Genomic DNA, 20,281 nt, shown 5'->3' on the forward strand with positions numbered 1-20,281 from the left:
GCCGGACGCCCCATCACCAATAAGAACCTCAGGTACCTTGCGATGCACAACCAGATCGCCAGCTTTCGCGCGGCGCTCGACGCGCGCCCCGTGTCCCGCTACCAGTGGCTGTTGCTGCTGCTCCTCGCCCTGTTGCTGGTCACCGATGGCTACGATGCCCAGGTGCTCGGCTACGTGGTGCCGACCCTGGCCCAGGAATGGGGCCTGGACAAGGCCGCATTCGGCCCGGTGTTCAGCGCCAACCTGTTCGGCCTGACCGTCGGTTCGCTGCTGGTGACGCCGCTGGCGGACCGCTTCGGCATCCGCCGGGTGCTGCTCTGCTGCGTGCTGATCTACGCCAGCCTGACCGTCCTGATGGTCTTTGCCGGCTCCCTGGAAAGCCTGATGCTGGCGCGCTTCGTCTGCGGCATCGGAATGGGCGGGGCGATGCCCAGCGCCATGGCGCTGATGGCCGAGTATTCGCCACCGCGCCTGCGTACCCTGATGGTCACCCTGGCGGCCTGCGGTTTCTCCTTCGGCGGCGCCGCCGGCGGTTTCGTCGCCGCCGCCTTCATGGACGGCTTCGGCTGGCAGGCGGTGTTCCTCGCCGGCGGCGTCACCCCGTTGCTGCTGTTCCCCTTCCTCCTCCTGTTCCTCCCGGAGTCGCTGCCACGCCTGCTCCGCGACGCACCGCCCTATGCCCGCCTGCGCCAGCTCAGCGAGCGCATGGCACCGGGCTGGCAGCCACCGCCGGCACAGGCCGACGCCGAGCCGGCAGCGCGCCTGACCGTGCTGGAACTGTTCCGCCACGGCTATGCGCGGCCGACCCTGCTGCTCTGGGCGACCTTCTTCGTCAGCCTGATCCTGCTCTACTTCATGGTCAGCTGGCTGCCCTCGCTGCTCCAGGAAAGCGGCCTGACGCGCAATGCGGCGAACCTGGCGACCTCGATGTTCCTCTTCGCCGGCACCCTCGGCGCGATGCTCCTGGCCTGGCTCGCCGACCGCCTGCGCAGCAAGGTCCGCCTGCTGGCGGCGATTCTCGCCGGCGCCGCGCTGTTCACCCTGTTCCTCGGCCTCAACCACGACCAGCCGCGCTGGCTGCTGGCGTTCGTCTTCGCCGCCGGCTTCTGCATCATCGGCGGGCAGCTGACCCTGAACGCCTTCGCCAGCAACTTCTACCCGGCCCAGGTACGCGCCACCGGCACCGGCTGGGCGCTGGGCGTGGGCCGCTTCGGTTCGATCCTCGGCCCGCTGTTCGGCAGCCTGCTGCTGGGCATGCACATATCCGTGGAGAACATCTTCATGCTTGCGGCGATTCCCGCCGGCCTCGCCGCGCTACTGATCCTCCAGGTCCGCTCGCCCGCCGCCCAGGCGCAACGGGAAAGCGCCGCCGCGCTGGCCATCGAGGAATCCTGAGCCTTCACCGCGAGCGGCTTCCCGGCTACAGTGGCGGGCCGTTTCGCCGTCCGCCGCAGGAGCCGCCGATGAACGACGCCGACAGCCTCCAGGATTACCAACGTGTGCGCCAGCAGGCGATCCGTTCGCTGTTCGAGATCGTCGAAGGCTCCAGCGAAGGCACGGTGATCGTCGACCGCGAGGCCCGCATCGTCTGGATCAACCAGCGCTACGCCCAGCGTTTCGGCCTCGCCGACCCGGCGCAGGCCATCGGCCGGCCCTGCGAAAGCGTGATCCCCGGTAGCCTGCTGCGCGAGGTGGTAGGCAGCGGCAAGCCGATCCTGCTGGACATGATGGATAGCGCGAAGGACCCACTGGTGGTGATGCGCCTGCCGATCCACGACGACGCCGGCGAGGTGATCGGCGCTATCGGCTTCGCCCTGCTCGACGAACTGCGTTCGCTGTCGCCGCTGGTGACCCGCTACCTGAGCATGCAGCGCGAGCTGGCCTCGACCCGCTCGCAATTGCAGGCGCGCCAGGCCAAGTACAGCTTCAGCCACTTCGTCGGCACCAGTCCGGCCAGCCTGGAAGTCAAGCGCCGCGCCCGCCGCGGCGCGGCCAGCGAAGCGCCGGTGCTGTTGCTCGGCGAGACCGGCACCGGCAAGGAACTGCTCGCCCACGCCATCCACAGCGCTTCGCCGCGCTCGCACAAGGCCTTCGTCAGCGTGAACGCCGCGGCGATCCCGGAAAGCCTGCTGGAGGCCGAATTCTTCGGTACCGCACCGGGGGCCTTCACCGGTGCCGAGCGCAAGGGCCGGCCTGGCAAGTTGCAGGTGGCCCAGGGCGGTACGCTGTTCCTCGACGAGATCGGCGACATGCCGCTTGCCTTGCAAGGCAAGCTGTTGCGCGTGCTGCAGGAGAAAGAGTTCGAAGCGGTGGGTTCCAACGAAGTGATCCGCAGCGACATCCGCCTGGTCGCCGCCACTTCCATCGACCTGCAGCAGGCGATACGCGAAGGCCGTTTCCGCGCCGACCTCTACTACCGGCTGAACGTCCTGCCGATCGAGATCCCGCCGTTGCGCCAGCGCCTGGACGATCTCCCGGCGCTCTGCGAGTCGATCCTCGACGGCCTCGACCACGGCCGTCTCCACGAACTCGGCGGCGACGCCCTGGCGCTGCTCGCCCGGCATGCCTGGCCGGGCAACGTCCGCGAACTGCGCAACGTGCTGGAACGCGCGCTGCTGCTGGCCGACCAACCGTTGCTGGACGCCGCCGCCCTCGGCGCGGCGCTGGGCCCCCTGCAACCGCTGCCGGAGCTGCCTCGAGCGGCGGACGACAGGCCGGTCGGGGATTTCCAACAGGCCCGCGAAGCCTTCGAGCGCGACCTGATCGGACGGGCCCTGGCGCAGAGTGCCGGCAATGTGGTGGAAGCGGCGAAACGCCTGGGCCTGGGTCGCTCGACCCTGTACAAGAAGATCGTGGCGCTGGGCATGCGTCTCGATAGTGGGACTCGTCTTGAAATAGAGACGAACTGAGATCTGCATAGCCACGGCACTTTCGCTCGATTACGTCTCCATTTTGAGACAGCGCTATTCCCCAAGGCTCCCCTTCGTCTCGCCGCAGCCCGCGAAAACCGCGATTTTGGGGCCTGGCACGGTTATCGCAATGCGCCTTTCCGACGGCCCTGCCCCGTTCCAGGCCGTCACGCCGGTGCCCGCACCGTTCGACAACAAGAAACAGGCCCGGAGCGTCCTTCCCCATGCGGAGCGCGCTCCGCAGCGCCGTGGAGATATGCCCGATGAGCGTGATCATCGCCCTTGCCGCCCTGGGCCTGCTGATGCTGGCCGCCTACCGGGGCTACAGCGTCATCCTGTTCGCTCCCCTCGCCGCCCTCGGCGCCGTCCTGCTCACCGATCCCGGCGCGGTCGCGCCGACCTTCACCGGGGTGTTCATGGAGAAGATGGTCGGTTTCATCAAGCTCTACTTCCCGGTATTCCTGCTTGGCGCGGTGTTCGGCAAGCTGATCGAGCTGGCCGGCTTCTCCCGCTCCATCGTCGCGGCGGCGATCCGTCTGCTCGGCACGCGCCAGGCGATGCTGGTGATCGTACTGGTCTGCGCGCTGCTCACCTACGGCGGCGTCTCGCTGTTCGTGGTGGTGTTCGCGGTCTACCCGTTCGCCGCGGAGATGTTCCGCCAGAGCGATATCCCCAAGCGGTTGATTCCGGCGACCATCGCCCTCGGCGCGTTTTCCTTCACCATGGACGCGCTGCCCGGCACCCCGCAGATCCAGAACATCATCCCCTCGACCTTCTTCGGCACCCACGCCTGGGCCGCGCCCTGGCTCGGCACCCTCGGCGCGCTGTTCGTCTTCGCCGTGGGCATGCTCTACCTGCGACGCCAGGCGGACAAGGCGCGGCGCAACGGCGAAGGCTACGGCAGCGACCTGCGCAACGAGCCGGAGACCGCCGATGACCTGCGCCTGCCGAATCCCTGGCTGGCGCTCTCGCCGCTGGTGCTGGTGGGGGTCGCCAACCTGCTGTTCACCCACTGGATCCCGCAATGGTACGGCCAGGTCCATACCCTGCAACTGGCCGGCATGGCCACGCCGCTGCAGACCGAGGTCGGCAAGCTCACCGCGATCTGGGCAGTGCAGGCGGCCCTGCTGCTGGGCATCCTGCTGGTGCTGGCGAGCGGCTTCGCGGCGATCCGCAGCCGCCTCGCCGAAGGCACCCGCAGCGCGGTGGCCGGCTCGCTGCTGGCGGCGATGAACACCGCCTCGGAATACGGCTTCGGTGCGGTGATCGCCTCGCTGCCGGGCTTCCTGGTGCTGGCCGACGCGCTCAGGAGCATCCCCAATCCGCTGGTCAACGAAGCGATCACCGTCACCCTGCTGGCCGGCATCACCGGTTCCGCGTCGGGCGGCATGAGCATCGCCCTGGCGGCGATGTCCGATACCTTCATCGCCGCCGCCAACGCCGCGCAGATCCCCCTGGAAGTCCTCCATAGGGTCGCCGCCATGGCCAGCGGCGGTATGGATACCCTGCCGCACAACGGCGCGGTGATCACCCTCCTGGCGGTGACCGGCCTGACCCATCGGGAGGCGTACAAGGACATTTTCGGTATTACCCTGATCAAGACCCTGGCGGTGTTCTTCGTCATCGGACTGTTCTACGCCACCGGCCTGGTCTGATCCGCCCTTTTTTCATCCAGCGGGAGAAACAGCATGACCCTGAAAGGCAAGACCGCCCTGGTCACCGGTTCCACCAGCGGCATCGGCCTGGGCATCGCCCTGAGCCTGGCCGAGGCCGGCGCCGACCTGCTCCTCAACGGCTTCGGCGAGGTCGACGCGGCGCTGGCGCAGGTCCGCGCCCGCGGCGTGCGCGCAGAGCACCACCCGGCCGACCTCTCCAGCCCGGAGCAGATCGGCGAACTGATGGCCTTCGCCGAGCGGACCTTCGGCGGCGTCGACATCCTCGTCAACAACGCCGGCATCCAGTACGTGGCGCCGGTGCAGGAATTCCCCACGGAACGCTGGGACGCGATCATCGCGATCAACCTGTCCTCGGTGTTCCATACCACTCGCCTGGCCCTGCCGGGCATGCTCGCGCGCGGCTGGGGGCGGATCGTCAACATCGCCTCGACCCACGGCCTGGTCGCCTCGGCCGGAAAGAGCGCCTACGTCGCCGCCAAGCACGGCGTGCTCGGCCTGACCAAGAGCGTGGCGCTGGAAACGGCGCGCACGCCGGTGACCTGCAACGCCATTTGCCCCGGCTGGGTACTGACCCCGCTGGTGCAGAAGCAGATCGACGCGCGCATCGCCGAGGGCGTCTCGCCCGAACAGGCGGAACACGACCTGCTGGCGGAAAAGCAACCCTCGCTGGCCTTCGTCACCCCCGAGCAACTCGGCGGACTGACGCTGTTCCTTTGCAGCGAAGCCGCCGACCAGGTGCGCGGCGCGGCCTGGAACATGGATGGCGGCTGGGTGGCACAGTAGGTCTCGCCGGCGCCGCGCCCACCGACTGCAACAGGGACAGGCCCGGAACATGAAACTCCGGGCCGATCGCGATGCCGGAGATGCCTTTCTCCAAATGAAATTCATCTCCATGACTCGGAATGAATTCCAAATAATAGCAAAACGCTATATTCCATATGAGGAACTAGCGTTTGACTATTTTCTGGCGCCAAATTAAAAAAGCCCTCACATCGAGTTCCCCCTGAAGAAGGGGAATCTGCAACACGGACGAAACTTTCCTGAAGGAGCATCGATGTGAGCCATGAACTTTTCATTGAAATAAGACAGCAGCCAATCAGCACTTCGACTTTCGCCGACCTCCTGGATGCTTATGGTGCCGGCGAAGTTCTCTGTCGAAATATCGTTTCAAGAAACACGCAACGACATTATTTCATAGGGCATGCCTATACGGTGGAATGGGAGCGGGTCAGGAAGACCGGCGACATCACCCGTGCGCAACCTTCCACCTGGGAACAGGTGAAGGACTTCCTCGTCCCGGACCTGAGTTCGGCCAGGGACCTGGTCTACGTCGCCGGAGCCGGCGCGCTGACGACCGACGCCGCGCTGGCGGGAGGCCTGAGTTGCACCTATTTCGCCAAGCTGGGTTTCGAAGGCATCGTCCTCGGTGGCTCCGTCCGCGATGCGGCGGAAGTAAGGGCCCTGACGACCCCCGTCCTGGCCAGCAACTTCACCCCGGTCGATACCCAGGGCGCCTACCGCGTCAGGAGCACGGGGAAAAGCTGCATGATCGAAGGCAGCCGCGTGACGAGCGGCGACGTGGTGGTCTCGGACGACAACGGCACCGTGGTGTTCCCTGCCCCGCTACTCGGCGAACTCTACGAAAAGGCCCTCGAAATCGAGCGGATCGAGGGAGAAATCCTCGCCACCCTGCGTAACGGGCATGACCACAGGAGCCTGGCCAGCCTCGTGGAGGAACGCAACCGCATCTGACCCGGTAAACACCACAGGGAAGAACCAAGGATGAATATCTATACGCTGGGTCCCAGCGGGACCAACTGTGAAAAAGCCGCCCGGCAATATATGGCCAAGAGTGGCTGGAATGGCCAGATCGAACTTCGCGCCACCCTCGAAGAAGCCCTGGATGATTTGCTCTGTTCACAAGAACCGGGAGTCCTGATGGGCTGTATCGTCTATCCCAGGCTGCATGAAATCGTATTTCGTCACCTCGATCGTTTGAAACTTGTCGACCACCATCTCATGGATACCTATGACATGGTCTTCGCGCGAAACGGAAATACCACGGTAAAACGAATCGGCTCCCATCCAGCGCCCACCAGTCTACTGGCAAAGTTAGGGGAGCCTGCAACTTCCGCCGAACTTGTCCTGTGCACTTCGAACAGTGAGGCCGCTCGCCAATGTGCCCTGGGGAATATAGATGGCTGCATCACCACCATCGAGGCGGCGCAGAATAACGAACTGCATATCGTGGAGAACTTCGGTCCGGTACCGATGGGTTTCAGTATCCACCTGAAAACCGCGACGCCGGTAGCCTGACGATTCCGGACTCATGGAGCCAATGATTCCCATGGAAAAGATCATCATCGAAAACCTGAAGAAGCATGCGATCAATGCCGACGGCAGCGCCCGTGCCAGCTTCATCCACACCGCGCACTGCACCGTAGCTTTCTGGAACCTGGAAAAGGGAGCGGTGATTCCCTGCCACCAGCATGTGCACGAAGCCTGCCCCATCATCATCAAGGGCCGGCTGAAACTGCGGGTCGGCGACGTGACCCATGTGCTCGGCGACGGTCAATGCGCGGTGATCGCCTCGAATGTCGAGCATGAAGCCCTGGCGCTCGAAGCCTGCGAGATACTCGAGATCTACTCGCCGGTGCGGGAGGACTATCAGCAACTGGACTTTCGCAAGGTCGCCTGGGACGTGGTCGCCGAAACCTGATCCGGCGCCTGCGGCGATAGCTGTCCGCCACGCCAGTCATCCCTCCATGGGCGTTTACCGTCCCAGGCGTTATCCGCCATTGCCCCGCTGGTTCGGCGGATAGCCGCGTTGCGGTCATTCGCCCTACGGCCCCGGCTCCGTGCCCCGGTGTAGGGCGCATAACGCCGCAGGCGTTATCCGCCAGTGCCCCGCAGGTTCGGCGGATAACCGCGTTGCGGTCATTCGCCCTACGGCCCCGATTCCGTGCCCCGATGTAGGGCGCATAACGCCGCAGGCGTTATCCGCCATTGCCCCGCTGGTTCGGCGGATAGCCGCGTTGCGGTCATTCGCCCTACGGCCCCGGCTCCGTGCCCCGGTGTAGGGCGCATAACGCCGCAGGCGTTATCCGCCGTTGCTCCGCCGATACGCTACGGCATCACCGGCGGGATGTACGCCAGGGTGCTGCCCAGGGCCCAGAGCAACACCAGCACCAGCGGGATATGCACCAGCAACTGGACGAACGAGAAGCCGATCAGGTCGCGCGCCTTCAGCCCCAGCACGCCGAGCAACGGCAGCATGTAGAACGGGTTGATCAGGTTCGGCAGCGCCTCGGCGGCGTTGTAGATCTGCACCGCCCAGCCGAGGTGGTATTGCAGCTCGTTGGCCACCTGCATCACGTACGGTGCCTCGATGATCCACTTGCCGCCGCCGGAGGGAATGAAGAAGCCCAGCACCGCCGAGTACACGCCCATCAGCAGCGCGTAGGTGTCGTGGGAGGCGATCTGTACGAAGAAGGTCGAGATATGGTGGGCCAGGGTCTCGCCGTCGCTGCCGTTGACCGTGGTCATGATCGCCGCGATCGAGCCATACAGCGGGAACTGGATCAGCACCCCGGTGGTGGTCGGCACCGCGCGCGCCACCGCGTCGAGGAAGCTGCGCGGGCGCCAGTGCAGCAACGCGCCGAGCATCAGGAACAGCAGGTTATAGGTGTTCAACCCGGAGATCGCCAGGATCGCCGGCTTGGTCGAGAACTCGTGGACCAGCCAGCCGCCGGCCAGCAGCACCAGCAGGATGATCAGCAAGGGGCTGTGCTCCAGCCACTCGCCGGGCCGGGTCGGCGCCAGCCTGGCCGGAGCGGTGAAGCTCACGTCGACCCCGCAATCCTTGGCGTCGCGGGCGCTGGCGGCGCTCGGCGCGGTCATGTAGGCGATCACCAGCGAGACCAGGATCAGCGCCAGCAGCATGACCCCGGACTGCCAGAGGAAGATGGTCTCGGTGAACGGGATCACCCCGGTGATCGCCAGGATCGACGGTGGCAGGCTGGCCGGGTTGGCCTGCAACTGCGCGGCCGACGACGACAGGCCCAGCGCCCACACCGCGCCCAGCCCGAGGTAGGCCGCGGCGCCGGCGGCGCGGTAGTCCATGCGCAGGTCGCTGCGGCGCGCCAGGGCGCGTACCAGCAGGCCGCCGAAGACCAGGCTGAGGCCCCAGTTGAGCAGCGAGGCGAGCATCGACACCAGCGCCACCCAGCAGACCGCCGAGCGGCCATTCTTCGGCACCCGCGCGAGCAGGTCGATGAGACGCGAGGCGGGGCCTGAACTGGCCACCACATAGCCGCCGATGACCACGAAGGCCATCTGCATGGTGAACGGGATCAGGCTCCAGAAACCGTCACCGAAGGCTTTCGCCGTGGCGGTCGGTCCGGCGCCCATGGCCAGCGCGGCCAGGCTGACGATGAGGATGGCCAGGGCGGCGAACACCCAGGAGTCGGGAAACCAGCGCTCGGCCCAGTTCGAGCAACGCATGGCGAAGCGCGCGGAGCGGCTTTCTTGGATGGGAAGGATAGCGGTCATCGCGGATTCTCTCGGTTTTATTGTTATTCGGCGACCACGGGGCCGCCTGTGTGTGTGCTACGGCTCCCTGGGCGCCCGGCCGTCCCGAGGGGCGGAACGGTACGGGGCCGGTCGGACGGTCAAGGCCGTCCGCCGCTCGTTCCCTGGACACGAGCGCGCCATGCCCCCGCGAAAGGACATGGCGCGATCACGCCGCGAGCGGCAGGTCGATGGATCAGTCGCGGGCCAGGGTCAGGGCGACGCCCTGCCCGCCGCCGATGCACAGGGTGGCGAGGCCCTTCTTCGCGTCGCGACGGATCATCTCGTGCAGCAGGGTCACCAGCACCCGGCAGCCGGACGCGCCGATCGGGTGGCCAAGGGCGATGGCGCCGCCGTTGACGTTGACCCTGGCGGCATCCCAGCCCAGTTCCCGACCCACCGCCAGGGACTGCGCGGCGAAGGCCTCGTTGGCCTCGATCAGGTCCAGCTGTTCCAGGCTCCAGCCAGCCTTGTCGAGCGCGCGACGGGTGGCGGAGACCGGGCCGATGCCCATGATCGCCGGGTCGACCCCGGCGCTGGCGTAGCTGGCGATCCGCGCCAGCACCGGCAGGCCCAGGGCCTTGGCCTTGGCCGCGCTCATCAGCAATACCGCGGCGGCGCCGTCGTTGAGGCTGGAGGCGTTGCCGGCGGTGACGCTGCCGTCCTTCCTGAAGGCCGGCTTGAGCTTGGCCAGGGCCTCGACGGTGGTGCCGGCGCGCGGCTGCTCGTCGGTGTCGAAGCTCAACGGCTCGCCCTTGCGCTGCGGGACCTGGATCGACGTGATCTCGTCGCGGAAGCGACCGCCCTCGATGGCGGCGATGGCCTTCTGCTGCGAAGCGGCGGCGAAGGCGTCCTGCTCCTCGCGGGTCAGGCCGTACTTCTCGGCCAGGTTCTCGGCGGTGATGCCCATGTGGTAGTCGTTGAAGGCGTCCCACAGGCCGTCCTCGATCATGCTGTCGACCAGCTTCGCATGGCCCATGCGCAGGCCGGTGCGGGCGCCGGGCATGACGTAGGGCGCCAGGCTCATGTTCTCCTGGCCGCCGGCGACGATCACCTCGGCGTCGCCGCAGCGGATCGCCTGGGCGCCCAGGTGCAGGGCCTTGAGGCCGGAGCCGCAGACCTTGTTCAGGGTCATGGCCGGCACGCCGACCGGCAGGCCGGCCTTGATCGCCGCCTGGCGCGCCGGGTTCTGCCCGGAGCCGGCGGTGAGCACCTGGCCGAGGATCACTTCGTCGACCTGGCCGGCATCGAGACCGGTCTGTTCGAGCAGGCGGCGGATCACCGCGGCGCCCAGCTCGGGGGCGGGAATGCCGGCCAGCGAGCCCTGGAAGCTGCCGACGGCGGTACGGGTAGCGGCGACGATGACGACGTCTTGCATGGATGGTTCTCCTGGATTCGCCCGTGGCCGGGCCGAATCGCTGCGGGTGGACGTAGGCGGTGCGACAGCCTCCTATCCTACGCCCTCTGGAAAGGACGGTCCGCGCGGCCGGCACCTTGCGTGGAGGCGCCGGCCGCGCGAGCCGCGATTCAGAAACTCATTTCCGGCACGTGCTCGGGGACGATCAGCTTGCCGGCGGTCTTCGCCACGATCTCCTCGACGCTGACCCCGGGGGCGCGCTCGCGGAGGATGAAGGCGCCGTCCTCGATCTCCAGGTAGGCCAGGTCGGTGAGCACCTTGCGAATGCAACCGCAACCGGTCAGCGGCAGGGTGCAGTACGGCAGCAGCTTGGACTCGCCGTCCTTGGAGGCGTGGGTCATGGTGACGATGATGTTCTCGGCGCCGGCCACCAGGTCCATGGCGCCGCCCATGCCCTTGACCAGCTTGCCGGGGATCATCCAGGAGGCGATGTTGCCGCGCACGTCCACCTCGAAGGCACCGAGCACGGTGAGGTCGACGTGGCCGCCACGGATCATGGCGAAGGACTGCGCCGAGTCGAAGATCGATGCGCCGACGCGGGCGGTCACGGTCTGCTTGCCGGCGTTGATCATGTCGGCGTCGACTTCCGCCTCGCTGGGAAACGCGCCCATGCCGAGCAGGCCGTTCTCCGACTGGAGCATGACGTCGATGCCCTCCGGCACGTAGTTGGCCACCAGGGTCGGGATGCCGATGCCGAGGTTGACGTAGTAGCCGTCCTTCAATTCGCGCGCCACGCGCTGCGCCATCTGTTCGCGGGTAAGTGCCATCTGGGGAAACCTCTTGTCGTTGTAGCGGCCGCCGTCAGGCGCGCAGCGTGCGTTTCTCGATGCGTTTCTCGAAGCGACCCTGGATGATCCGGTCGACGTAGATGCCGGGGGTGTGGATCTGCGTCGGGTCCAGCTCGCCGGGTTCGACGATCTCCTCCACCTCGACCACCGTGATGCGCCCGGCGGTGGCGACCAGCGGGTTGAAGTTCTGCGCGGTGTGGCGATAGACGACGTTGCCGAAATGGTCGGCCTTCCAGCCCTTGACGATGGCGAAGTCGCCGGTGATGGCCGGTTCGAGGATGTAGTGGCGGCCATTGAACTCGCGCGCCTCCTTGCCCTCGGCGACCGGGGTGCCGTAGCCGGTGGCGGTGAAGAAGGCCGGGATGCCGGCGCCGCCGGCGCGGATCTTCTCGGCCAGCGAGCCTTGCGGGGTCAGTTCGACTTCCAGCTCGCCACTGAGCAGTTGTTGCTCGAACAGGGCGTTCTCGCCGACGTAGGAAGCGATCATCTTGCGGATCTGCCGGTCCTCCAGCAGCACGCCGAGGCCGAAACCGTCGACGCCGCAGTTGTTCGAGACCACCGTGAGGTCCCTGACCCCGCGCCGGCGGATTTCCGCGATCAGGTTCTCGGGAATCCCGCAGAGGCCGAAGCCCCCGGCGAGGACGGTCATGCCGTCGGTCAGGCCTTCGAGGGCCTCTTCGTAACTGCCTACTCGCTTGTCGAGTCCGCTCATGCTGCTGTGCCTCTTCCGGCTCTTGTGATTGTGCGTGCGGCAGTCTGACTGCCGGGTCGCACAGAGCTTCTCCGCTGCGGACTGATTTGTTAAGTTTGTTTTTCCAATCCATTGATGAGAAAAACAAATAAATGACCGTCAAGCAGTTGCGCGCCTTCCTCGCCGTGGCGCAGAGCCTCAGCTTCGCCCAGGCCGGCGAACGCCTGCACCTCTCCCAGCCGGCCCTGAGCCTGGCGATCAAGAGCCTGGAGGAAAGCCTCGGCGGTCCGCTGCTGGAACGTACCACGCGCAGCGTCAGCCTCACCCCCGAAGGCGAGACCCTGTTGCCGCTGGCGCTGCGCCTGCTGGCCGACTGGGACAATACCGAGGAATTGCTGCGCCAGCACTTCACCCTGCAACTGGGCAAGGTCTCCATCGCCGCCATGCCCTCCTTCGCCGGCAACCTGCTGCCGCTGGTCTTGAAGACCTTTCGCGAACGCCACCCGCGGGTCAACGTGGCGGTGCACGACGTGATCAACGAGCAGGTGCTGGAGATGGTCCGCAACCGACGCGTCGAGCTGGGCATCGCCTTCGAGCCGGAGTCCCTGGAAAACCTCGAGTTCACCCCGTTCTACAGCGACCGCTTCGTCGCCGTGGTGCCGACCGGCTCGCCGCTGTCCGGGCAGGAGCGGATCAGTTGGCGCGAACTGCTCGGCGAGCCCTTCATCACCCTGCAACGTCCCTCGGCGGTGCGCCTGCTCCTGGAAGAAAGCGTGGCCGCCGAGCACGGTCGCTTGCCGGTGGCGTTCGAGAGCCACCAACTGGTCACGGTCGGGCGGATGGTCGCCCAGGGGCTGGGTGTCAGCGCCGTGCCGACCCTGTGTATCCAGCAGATGCAGGAACTCGGCGCGCGCTGCCTGCCGCTCTACGCGCCGCAGGTGCAGCGACGGGTCGGCCTGCTGCGGCTGAGCGAGCACAAGCTGTCCACCGCCGCCCAGGCCCTCAGCGACGTGCTGCTGCATGGCACCGACTGGCGCTCGCTGGCGCTGCCGCAGGACCAGTCCACGGAGTGAGGCAGGCAGCGGCGGGGCCGGTTATGCTTCCTGCATGTCCCGGAACAACAACAAGGACGGACACGCCATGCCCGCACCACTCTGGAGCCCTTCCGCCGAACGCATCGCCGCCAGTCGCATGGAGGCCTTCCGACGCTTCGTCAACCAGCGGCACGCCCTCGGCCTGGCCGACTACCCGGCGCTGCATGCCTGGAGCGTGGAGCGGCGCGAGGCGTTCTGGCAGGCCATCGTCGACTTCTTCGAGGTGCGCTTCCAGCAACCGCCGCGGGCGATCCTCGAGGAAGGCGCGCAGATGCCCTCGGCGCGCTGGTTTCCCGGCGCCACGCTGAATTTCGCCGAACACCTGCTGCGCCGCCGCGATGATGCCCCGGCGCTGATCGCGGTGAGCGAAGACGGTCGCCGCGAGGTGCTCAGCCACGCCGAACTGGCCCGTCACGTGGCGGGGCTGCAGAAGCGCCTCGCCGCCCTGGGCATAGGCCCCGGCGATCGGGTCGCAGCGCTGATGCCGAACACCTGGCAGACCGTGGTCGGCATGCTCGCCACCGCCAGCCTCGGCGCCACCTGGTCGAGCTGCTCGCCGGACTTCGGTACCCAGGGCGTGATCGACCGCCTCGGCCAGATCGAACCGCGCGTGCTGATCGCCTGCGCCGGCTACCGCTACGCCGGCAAGTCGCTGGACCTGACCGCCAAGCTCAACGAGGTGCTCGCCGGCCTGCCCGGCCTGGAGCAACTGCTGGTGGTGCCCTACGACCGTCCGCAGGCGCAGCCGCAGGACTACCGCTGCCAGGCGCAGGTCGCGCTGTGGGACGGGTTCTACCAGGCCGAGGGCGAGCCGGTCTTCACCCCGGTGCCCTTCGGGCAGCCGCTGTACATCCTCTATTCGTCGGGCACCACCGGAGTCCCCAAGTGCATCGTCCATGCCACCGGCGGCGTGCTCCTGCAACATCTCAAGGAGCACGGCCTGCACACCGACCTGGGCGACGGCGACCGGCTGTTCTACTACACCACCTGCGGCTGGATGATGTGGAACTGGCTGGCCTCCGGCCTGGCGGTGGGCGCCAGCCTGGTGCTCTACGACGGCTCGCCGTTCCACCCCGGCCCCGAGCGCCTGCTGGACCTCATCGACGCCGAGGACATCGCCGTGTTCGGCGCCAGCGCCAAGTACCTGGCGGCGCTCGAGAAGGCCGGCGTGCGCCCGCGCCACAGCCACCGCCTGGACAGCCTGAGGACACTGCTCTCCACCGGTTCGCCGCTGGCCCACGAAAGCTTCGACTACGTCTACCGCGAGCTGAAGAGCGACCTCTGCCTGTCGTCGATCTCCGGCGGCACCGACATCGTTTCCTGCTTCGCCATCGGCAACCCGGTGCTGCCGGTGTGGCGCGGCGAACTGCAATGCAAGGCGCTGGGCATGGCCGTGGAAATCCGGGACGACGACGGTCGCCGCCTCGCCAGCGGCAAGGGCGAGCTGGTCTGCACCCGGCATTTCCCGTCGATCCCGCTGGGCTTCTGGAACGACCCGGATGGCACCAGGTTCCACGACGCCTACTTCGCCAGCTTCCCCGGCGTCTGGGCCCATGGCGACTACGCCGAGGAAACCGCCCACGGCGGGCTGGTCATCCACGGCCGCTCCGACGCGGTGCTCAATCCCGGCGGCGTGCGCATCGGCACCGCGGAAATCTACCGCCAGGTGGAAAAGGTCGAGGAAGTCCTCGAGTCCATCGCCATCGGCCAGGACTGGCAGGGTGACGTGCGTGTGCTGCTGTTCGTCCGCCTGCGCGACGGCGTGCGCCTCGACGAGCCGCTGCGCGAACGCATCCGCCAGACCATCCGCGCCAACGCCACGCCGCGCCACGTACCGGCGAAGATCATCCAGGTGGCCGATATCCCGCGCACCCTGAGCGGCAAGATCGTCGAGCTTGCAGTGCGCAACGTGATCCACGGCCGCCCGGTGAAGAACACCGACGCCCTGGCCAACCCGCAGGCGCTGGAGCTCTATCGCGACCTCGCCGAACTGCGCGACTGAAGCCGCGGCGAGCCTGGGCTAGAATGCGCGTTCCGTCCTACCGCAAAAGGTAATCCCATGCCTGTCGCCATGGCCCGCCATATCCTGGTCAAGACCGAAGCCGAGGCCACGCAGCTGAAGCAGCGCCTGGCCAGGGGCGAGGACTTCGCCACGCTGGCGAAGAAGCACTCGACCTGCCCGTCCGGCAAGCGCGGCGGCGACCTCGGCGAGGTGCGCCCGGGGCAGATGGTCAGGTCCATCGACAATGCCATCTTCAGGAAGCCCGTGGGCGTGCTCCAGGGTCCGCTGAAGAGCCAGTTCGGCTACCATCTCCTGGAAGTGTATTTCCGCGACTGAACCGCCACCGGAGCGTCCATGACCGCCGACCAGATCGCCGCCTTCTGCCTGCAACTGCCCGGCGCCCGGGAAGACCTCAAGTGGGGTTCGAACCGGGTGTTCTCGGTGGCCGGCAACAAGATGTTCGCCATCCTCGACTTCGTCGACAAGGACGGCGGCCTGGCCTTCAAGGTCGGCAGCGAGCTGTTCCTCGGCTATGTCGACCGCCCCGGCATCCGTCCGGCGCCCTACCTGGCGCGCGCGCACTGGATCGTCATGGCCCGCCCCTACCCGATGAAGGCGGCGGAGCTGCGCGAGGCCCTGGTCCGTTCCCATCAACTGGTGATGGCACGCCTGCCCAAGCGCCAACGCCTCGGTCTGGTACTCGACGCATGAGTCGCGACCGCCTGTACACCTGGGCCGGCCTGTGGCGCTCGCCGTCGTCCAGCTGGGAGGCCCTGCGCCTGGAGGACGACCAGGCGGAAAGCCAGTTGCGCGCGCCGGACGAACGTAGCGGCCTGCCCTACCAGCTGGACTACCGGTTGCGCTGGGACGCCGACTGGCAACTGCGTGAAGCGGTGTTCCACGTCGAAAGCGAAACCGGGGTGCGCAAACTGCACCTGCTCGCCGATGGCCGCGGCCACTGGCAGGACGGCGACGGCGAAGCGCTGCCGGCATTCGACGGTTGCCTGGACATCGATATCTGGCCAAGCCCCTTCACCAACACCTTCCCGATCCGCCGCCTGGGCCTGGCCGATGGCCAGCGCGCGGAAATCCGCGCGCTCTACATCGAGGCCCCGGCCCTGGAGCCGTGTAGCATGCGCCAGGCCTACACCCGCCTGGACGCCAGCCACTACCTTTACGAGAACCTCGAAGGCAGCGCGTTCAAGGCGGTACTGCTGGTGGACGAACAGGGCCTGGTGATCGATTACCCGGGTCTCTTCCAGCGTCTCTGAACGCGCTAGCGCCGGGCACCGCGCGTCGCCGATAGCCCGGCGAATCCGTTAGCCCGCTTTCATTCGTCATCCGCAGCGGTCATCATGGCGGACCGCGACAACCCACTGCGACCGCGTTTCCCACATGTCCGTCGATATCCGCCCCACCCCGCCGGCGCAGGACAGCGCCCGGCAGAACGTCACCCTGCAGATCGTCTCGGTGGTGATGTTCACCTTCATCGGCTACCTGACCATCGGCATCCCGCTGGCGGTGCTGCCCGGCTACGTGCACGACGTCCTCGGCTACGGCTCGGTGCTGGCCGGCCTGGTGATCAGCGTGCAGTACCTCGCCACCCTGCTCGCCCGGCCCTACGCCGGGCGCGTCATCGACGGCCTCGGGCCGAAGCGCGCGGTGCTCTACGGCATGGCCGGCAGCGCCGCGAGCGGGCTGTTCATGCTGCTCTCGGTGGCGATCCAGGACTGGCCGGCGCTGAGCCTGGCCAGCCTGCTGGTCGGCCGTCTGGTACTCGGCGCGGCGGAAAGCCTGGTCGGCTCGGCGGCGATCGGCTGGGGCATCGGCCGGGTCGGCGCGCCGCACACCGCCAAGGTGATTTCCTGGAACGGCATCGCCAGCTACGGCGCCATCGCCCTCGGGGCGCCGCTAGGGGTGCTGCTGGTGCAGTGGCTGGGGCTGTGGAGCATGGGCGCGTCCATCGTCCTGCTCGGGGCGCTCGGCTTCGCCCTGGCCTGGCCGAAGTTGCCGGCGCCGCTGGTGCACGGCGAGCGACTGCCGTTCCACCATGTGCTCGGCCGGGTCACCCCGCACGGTATGGGCCTGGCGCTGGGAGCGATCGGCTTCGGCACCATCGCCACCTTCATCACCCTTTACTACGCCAGCCGTGGCTGGGCCAACGCAGTGCTCTGCCTGAGCGCCTTCGGCGGTTGCTTCATCGGCGCCCGGCTGTTGTTCGCCAATAGCATCAACCGGCTCGGCGGCTTCCGCGTGGCGATCATCTGCCTCGGCGTCGAAAGCCTCGGCCTGCTGTTGCTGTGGAGCGCGCCGAATCCCTGGGTCGGCCTGGCCGGCGCGGCGCTCACCGGCTTCGGCTTCTCCCTGGTGTTCCCGGCGTTCGGCGTGGAAGCGGTGAACCTGGTACCGGCTTCCAACCGTGGCGCGGCGCTGGGCGCCTACTCGCTGTTCGTCGACCTGTCGCTGGGCATCACCGGGCCGCTGGTGGGCTTCGTCGCCAACCTGTTCGGCTTCCGCTCGATGTTCCTCTTCGCCTGCCTGGCCTCGCTCGGCGGCCTGGCCCTGGCCATCGCGCTGCAGCGGCGCAGCCGGGGCCCGCTCGGCTGAGGCGCGGCCTGCCTAGGGGCGGCGCAGGCCCGACAGGGTCACGCTGGGAAGCTCGCCGAACAGCTTGTGGTACTCGCCGGCAAAACGTCCCAGATGCACGAACCCCCAACCCATGGCGATAGCGGAAATACTTCGCGGCCCCGCTCCAGCCAGGATTTCCTCGCGCACGCCCTGGAGCCGATAGTGCTTCAGGTAGGTCATGGGCGCGCAGCCGAAATACCGGCGGAAACCTTCGAACAACTTCAGCCGCGAGACTCCGGCGACTCGCTGGAGGTCCTCCAGGCACAGCACTTCGCGCGCATGCACATGAATGAAGTCGCGGGCCCGCAGCAGGTAGTGCGGTATCCGCCGGCCCGGCTGGCGACGCAGGGCTTCGCTGTAGTTGTTCGGCTGGGCGAGGATCAGCCCCTTGAGCAAGGCCCGCTCCAGATCGCGGTTGAACAGCCCCTGGGCATACAGCCCGCTCAGCTCCATTTCCCGGTCCAGGTAGTCGATCATCCTCCACCAGGCAGCCGTGGCGCCGTCGTTGGCGTCCATCGACGCATCGAAAGCCAGTGGCCGCTCCAGCGGTCCCTGCAGCAGGTCCTCCAGGACCCGCTGCATGGACCACCGCGGAACGATCACCTGCAGCTTGCGACAATCGCCCGACATGCGCAGCCGCTGGCTGCGGTTCGGCTCGACGATAACCCCCCGCCCTGGCATCGAATGCACCCGACGCCCATCCACGACGAGTTCCTGCTCGCCCGCCAGCGGCAGGCTCAGGCTATAGCTGTCGAAGCGTTCGGCATCGGAAATGTCGATGCTCACCTCGGTGCCGTATTCGATACGCCCAAGGATGGTCGACAGCCCCTTGAGCACGCTGCCGCGATAGCGGAAGCGCACCGCGTCCGCTTGGGCGGCCTGCAGGCGATGCGGACCGCAGATGGCCGACATCCATTCGCGGGCGGCGGGCAGGTCGAACGCATCGACCTGGATATCGCGCCGGTAGGCGGGCTTCCTGGCGTTCATGAAAGGCACTCGCGGCGAGTTGGCGGGCATCGGCCAGCAGCCTGCGCCGTACCCCGGGAGCGCAACATGCGACCAGCGAACGACGCCGATGCGGATCGGCGCGCATCGTAACGGGCAGCAACCGTCCATCCTGCGACTGGCGTCACCACGGCAGCGGCGACAAGGGTCGACGCCCGCCCATCAGCAGCAGCGCCAGCGCGGAGCACAGGACCGGCAGCGCGATGCACTGGAACAGCGCTTGCAACCCTCCCGCCGCCGCGAGCAGCCAGGCACCCGACAGCGAGCCGATGATCGAGCCAACCCGCCCCGCTCCCAGCGCCCAGCTGACGCCGGTTGCCCGGGCCTGGCTCGGATAGAGCGTCGCCGCCAGGATACCGAGGTTGTTCAACGTGCCGGTCAGGGTAAAGCCGACCAGGAAGACCAGCGCCATGGCCGGCAACGCCCTTCCCTGCTCCAGCGTCGCGCCGGCCAGCGCCAGTGCGACGGCGGCCAGCAGGCACAGGGGCGGAAGTACCTTTGCCGCGCCCATGCGGTCTATCAGCAGAGCCATGGAGACTCCACCGAGCACTCCGCCGAACGGCACCATCGCGGCGATGTTCGCGATCTGCGCCCGCTCGTAGCCATGCTCGTGCAGCAGCGTCGGCAACCAGTTGGCCAGGAGGTAGAAGACCAGCAGGCAGCAAAAGAAGCTCAGCCAGAGCATCAGAGTGCGCAGCCCGTGTCCATCGCGGAACAGGATCGAAGCCGGCGAAGACGCCCCCCGCGTTGCACCGTCGCCGACCAGGCGTACCGCATGCCAGGCGCGGCGTCCGCCGATCTGCCCGAGCACCGCGCGCAGCCTGTCGGCATAGGCCGCTCGGTCCGCCATGAAGGATATGGATTCCGGCAGTCCCAGGGCCAGAACCGGCAACAACAGCAACGGCGCCAAGCCGCCCAGCAACAGCAAACCCTGCCAGCCGATCGACGGCAGCAACGCGGCGGCGAGCCAGCCGCCCATGGCCAGGCCGAGGGTGAAACCGGAATTGCTCAGCATGACCAACAGCGTCCGCCGACGCGCCGGCGAGTACTCCGAACACAACGTGATGCTGTTCGGCAGAACCCCTCCGATGCCGATGCCAGTAAGGAAACGCAACATCGCCAGCCAGGTCGGCGAACCGGCGAAGGCGCAAGCCAGAGTGCCAATGGCGTTGATCGTCAGACTGAGCAGCAATACCCTCTTGCGCCCGTGGCGATCGGCGAGCGGCCCGAGGGCGAGGTTGCCCAGCAACATGCCGAACAGGCCAGCGGCGAACACCGGGACCAGTTGGCCGCGCTCGATATTCCAGTCGCGAAGCAGTTCCGGCGCCACGTAGCCGATGACGGCCATGTCGAAACCGTCGAGCAGCACGACCAGGAAGCACAACAGCAGAACGCGCACCTGCAGGGCGGATAACGGACTGGCGTCGATGACATCGGTGACGCGCAGGGTCTGGCGAGTCATACGTCTTTCTCCCGGAGAGGAAGCGCCGACGCCAGGCCTG

19 protein-coding genes are annotated in these 20,281 nt (G+C 67.3%); 13 read left to right on the forward strand and 6 right to left on the reverse strand.

Annotated elements, in window-relative coordinates:
* The first annotated feature begins 42 nt into the window (after positions 1-42).
* The 7 genes from HMPREF2886_RS04735 to HMPREF2886_RS04765 all read left to right on the forward strand — a co-directional run bounded on the left by HMPREF2886_RS04735 (position 43) and on the right by HMPREF2886_RS04765 (position 7,304).
* Positions 43-1,395 (forward strand): MFS transporter, encoded by a 1,353-nt coding sequence (locus tag HMPREF2886_RS04735; protein WP_058017552.1) that lies wholly within the window; start codon positions 43-45, stop codon positions 1,393-1,395.
* 68 nt (positions 1,396-1,463) lie between these two features.
* Complete coding sequence (gene hbcR, locus HMPREF2886_RS04740) at positions 1,464-2,909, forward strand: sigma-54-dependent transcriptional regulator HbcR (protein ID WP_042169188.1); 1,446 nt, start codon at positions 1,464-1,466, stop codon at positions 2,907-2,909.
* Positions 2,910-3,172: 263 nt separating this feature from the next.
* Entirely contained in the window at positions 3,173-4,564 is a 1,392-nt protein-coding gene (locus tag HMPREF2886_RS04745; RefSeq protein WP_039027121.1) for a GntP family permease, read from the forward strand.
* Positions 4,565-4,597: 33 nt separating this feature from the next.
* Entirely contained in the window at positions 4,598-5,368 is a 771-nt protein-coding gene (gene bdhA, locus HMPREF2886_RS04750) for a 3-hydroxybutyrate dehydrogenase (protein WP_003100413.1), read from the forward strand.
* Positions 5,369-5,641: 273 nt separating this feature from the next.
* Positions 5,642-6,337, forward strand: coding sequence for an RraA family protein (locus HMPREF2886_RS04755; RefSeq protein WP_070746884.1), 696 nt, complete (start codon positions 5,642-5,644; stop codon positions 6,335-6,337).
* Between the two features lie 30 nt (positions 6,338-6,367).
* Positions 6,368-6,901 carry a type 2 periplasmic-binding domain-containing protein gene (locus HMPREF2886_RS04760; RefSeq protein WP_070746886.1) on the forward strand — a complete coding sequence of 178 codons (534 nt, stop codon included), beginning with the start codon at positions 6,368-6,370 and terminating at the stop codon, positions 6,899-6,901.
* 31 nt (positions 6,902-6,932) lie between these two features.
* Positions 6,933-7,304: a cupin domain-containing protein gene (locus HMPREF2886_RS04765; protein WP_057388573.1), complete on the forward strand. Its 372-nt coding sequence runs from the start codon at positions 6,933-6,935 to the stop codon at positions 7,302-7,304.
* A gap of 407 nt (positions 7,305-7,711) precedes the next feature.
* Here the strand turns inward: HMPREF2886_RS04765 and HMPREF2886_RS04770 are convergent, their stop codons facing one another.
* From HMPREF2886_RS04770 to HMPREF2886_RS04785, 4 genes are all read right to left on the reverse strand, one after another.
* Positions 7,712-9,136, reverse strand: a complete 1,425-nt coding sequence (locus tag HMPREF2886_RS04770; protein WP_003088572.1) for a short-chain fatty acid transporter — start codon at positions 9,134-9,136, stop codon at positions 7,712-7,714.
* Between the two features lie 214 nt (positions 9,137-9,350).
* Entirely contained in the window at positions 9,351-10,532 is a 1,182-nt protein-coding gene (locus tag HMPREF2886_RS04775; protein WP_070746887.1) for an acetyl-CoA C-acetyltransferase, read from the reverse strand.
* 149 nt (positions 10,533-10,681) lie between these two features.
* Entirely contained in the window at positions 10,682-11,338 is a 657-nt protein-coding gene (locus HMPREF2886_RS04780) for a CoA transferase subunit B (protein WP_003088567.1), read from the reverse strand.
* Between the two features lie 34 nt (positions 11,339-11,372).
* Positions 11,373-12,071 (reverse strand): CoA transferase subunit A, encoded by a 699-nt coding sequence (locus HMPREF2886_RS04785; protein WP_003088566.1) that lies wholly within the window; start codon positions 12,069-12,071, stop codon positions 11,373-11,375.
* Positions 12,072-12,202: 131 nt separating this feature from the next.
* Between HMPREF2886_RS04785 and HMPREF2886_RS04790 the strand changes: the two genes are divergently transcribed.
* The 6 genes from HMPREF2886_RS04790 (at position 12,203) to HMPREF2886_RS04815 (ending at position 17,753) form a co-directional block, all read left to right on the forward strand.
* The gene (locus HMPREF2886_RS04790; protein WP_003088564.1) at positions 12,203-13,123 is read left to right on the forward strand and encodes a LysR family transcriptional regulator; all 921 of its coding nucleotides are present in this window, start codon (positions 12,203-12,205) and stop codon (positions 13,121-13,123) included.
* Between the two features lie 67 nt (positions 13,124-13,190).
* Entirely contained in the window at positions 13,191-15,146 is a 1,956-nt protein-coding gene (locus HMPREF2886_RS04795; protein WP_070746889.1) for an acetoacetate--CoA ligase, read from the forward strand.
* 57 nt (positions 15,147-15,203) lie between these two features.
* Entirely contained in the window at positions 15,204-15,482 is a 279-nt protein-coding gene (locus HMPREF2886_RS04800; RefSeq protein WP_033972427.1) for a peptidylprolyl isomerase, read from the forward strand.
* A gap of 18 nt (positions 15,483-15,500) precedes the next feature.
* On the forward strand, positions 15,501-15,857 hold the full coding sequence (locus tag HMPREF2886_RS04805; protein WP_070746891.1) for an MmcQ/YjbR family DNA-binding protein: 357 nt from the start codon (positions 15,501-15,503) through the stop codon (positions 15,855-15,857).
* Positions 15,854-16,417, forward strand: a complete 564-nt coding sequence (locus tag HMPREF2886_RS04810) for a putative glycolipid-binding domain-containing protein (protein ID WP_033972426.1) — start codon at positions 15,854-15,856, stop codon at positions 16,415-16,417. Before HMPREF2886_RS04805 ends, HMPREF2886_RS04810 begins: the two co-directional genes overlap by 4 nt.
* A 124-nt stretch (positions 16,418-16,541) precedes the next feature.
* Positions 16,542-17,753: an MFS transporter gene (locus HMPREF2886_RS04815; protein WP_070746894.1), complete on the forward strand. Its 1,212-nt coding sequence runs from the start codon at positions 16,542-16,544 to the stop codon at positions 17,751-17,753.
* A 12-nt stretch (positions 17,754-17,765) separates the two neighbouring features.
* On the opposite strand, the gene HMPREF2886_RS04820 is transcribed toward HMPREF2886_RS04815, so the two are convergent.
* Together HMPREF2886_RS04820 and HMPREF2886_RS04825 are read right to left on the reverse strand one after the other, a co-directional pair.
* Positions 17,766-18,761, reverse strand: coding sequence for an AraC family transcriptional regulator (locus HMPREF2886_RS04820; RefSeq protein ID WP_033972423.1), 996 nt, complete (start codon positions 18,759-18,761; stop codon positions 17,766-17,768).
* A 142-nt stretch (positions 18,762-18,903) separates the two neighbouring features.
* Complete coding sequence (locus HMPREF2886_RS04825; protein WP_070746896.1) at positions 18,904-20,241, reverse strand: MFS transporter; 1,338 nt, start codon at positions 20,239-20,241, stop codon at positions 18,904-18,906.
* Positions 20,242-20,281 lie beyond the last annotated feature (40 nt).

Source organism: Pseudomonas sp. HMSC066A08 (assembly GCF_001813025.1).
GTDB classification, from domain to species: Bacteria; Pseudomonadota; Gammaproteobacteria; order Pseudomonadales; family Pseudomonadaceae; genus Pseudomonas; species Pseudomonas aeruginosa.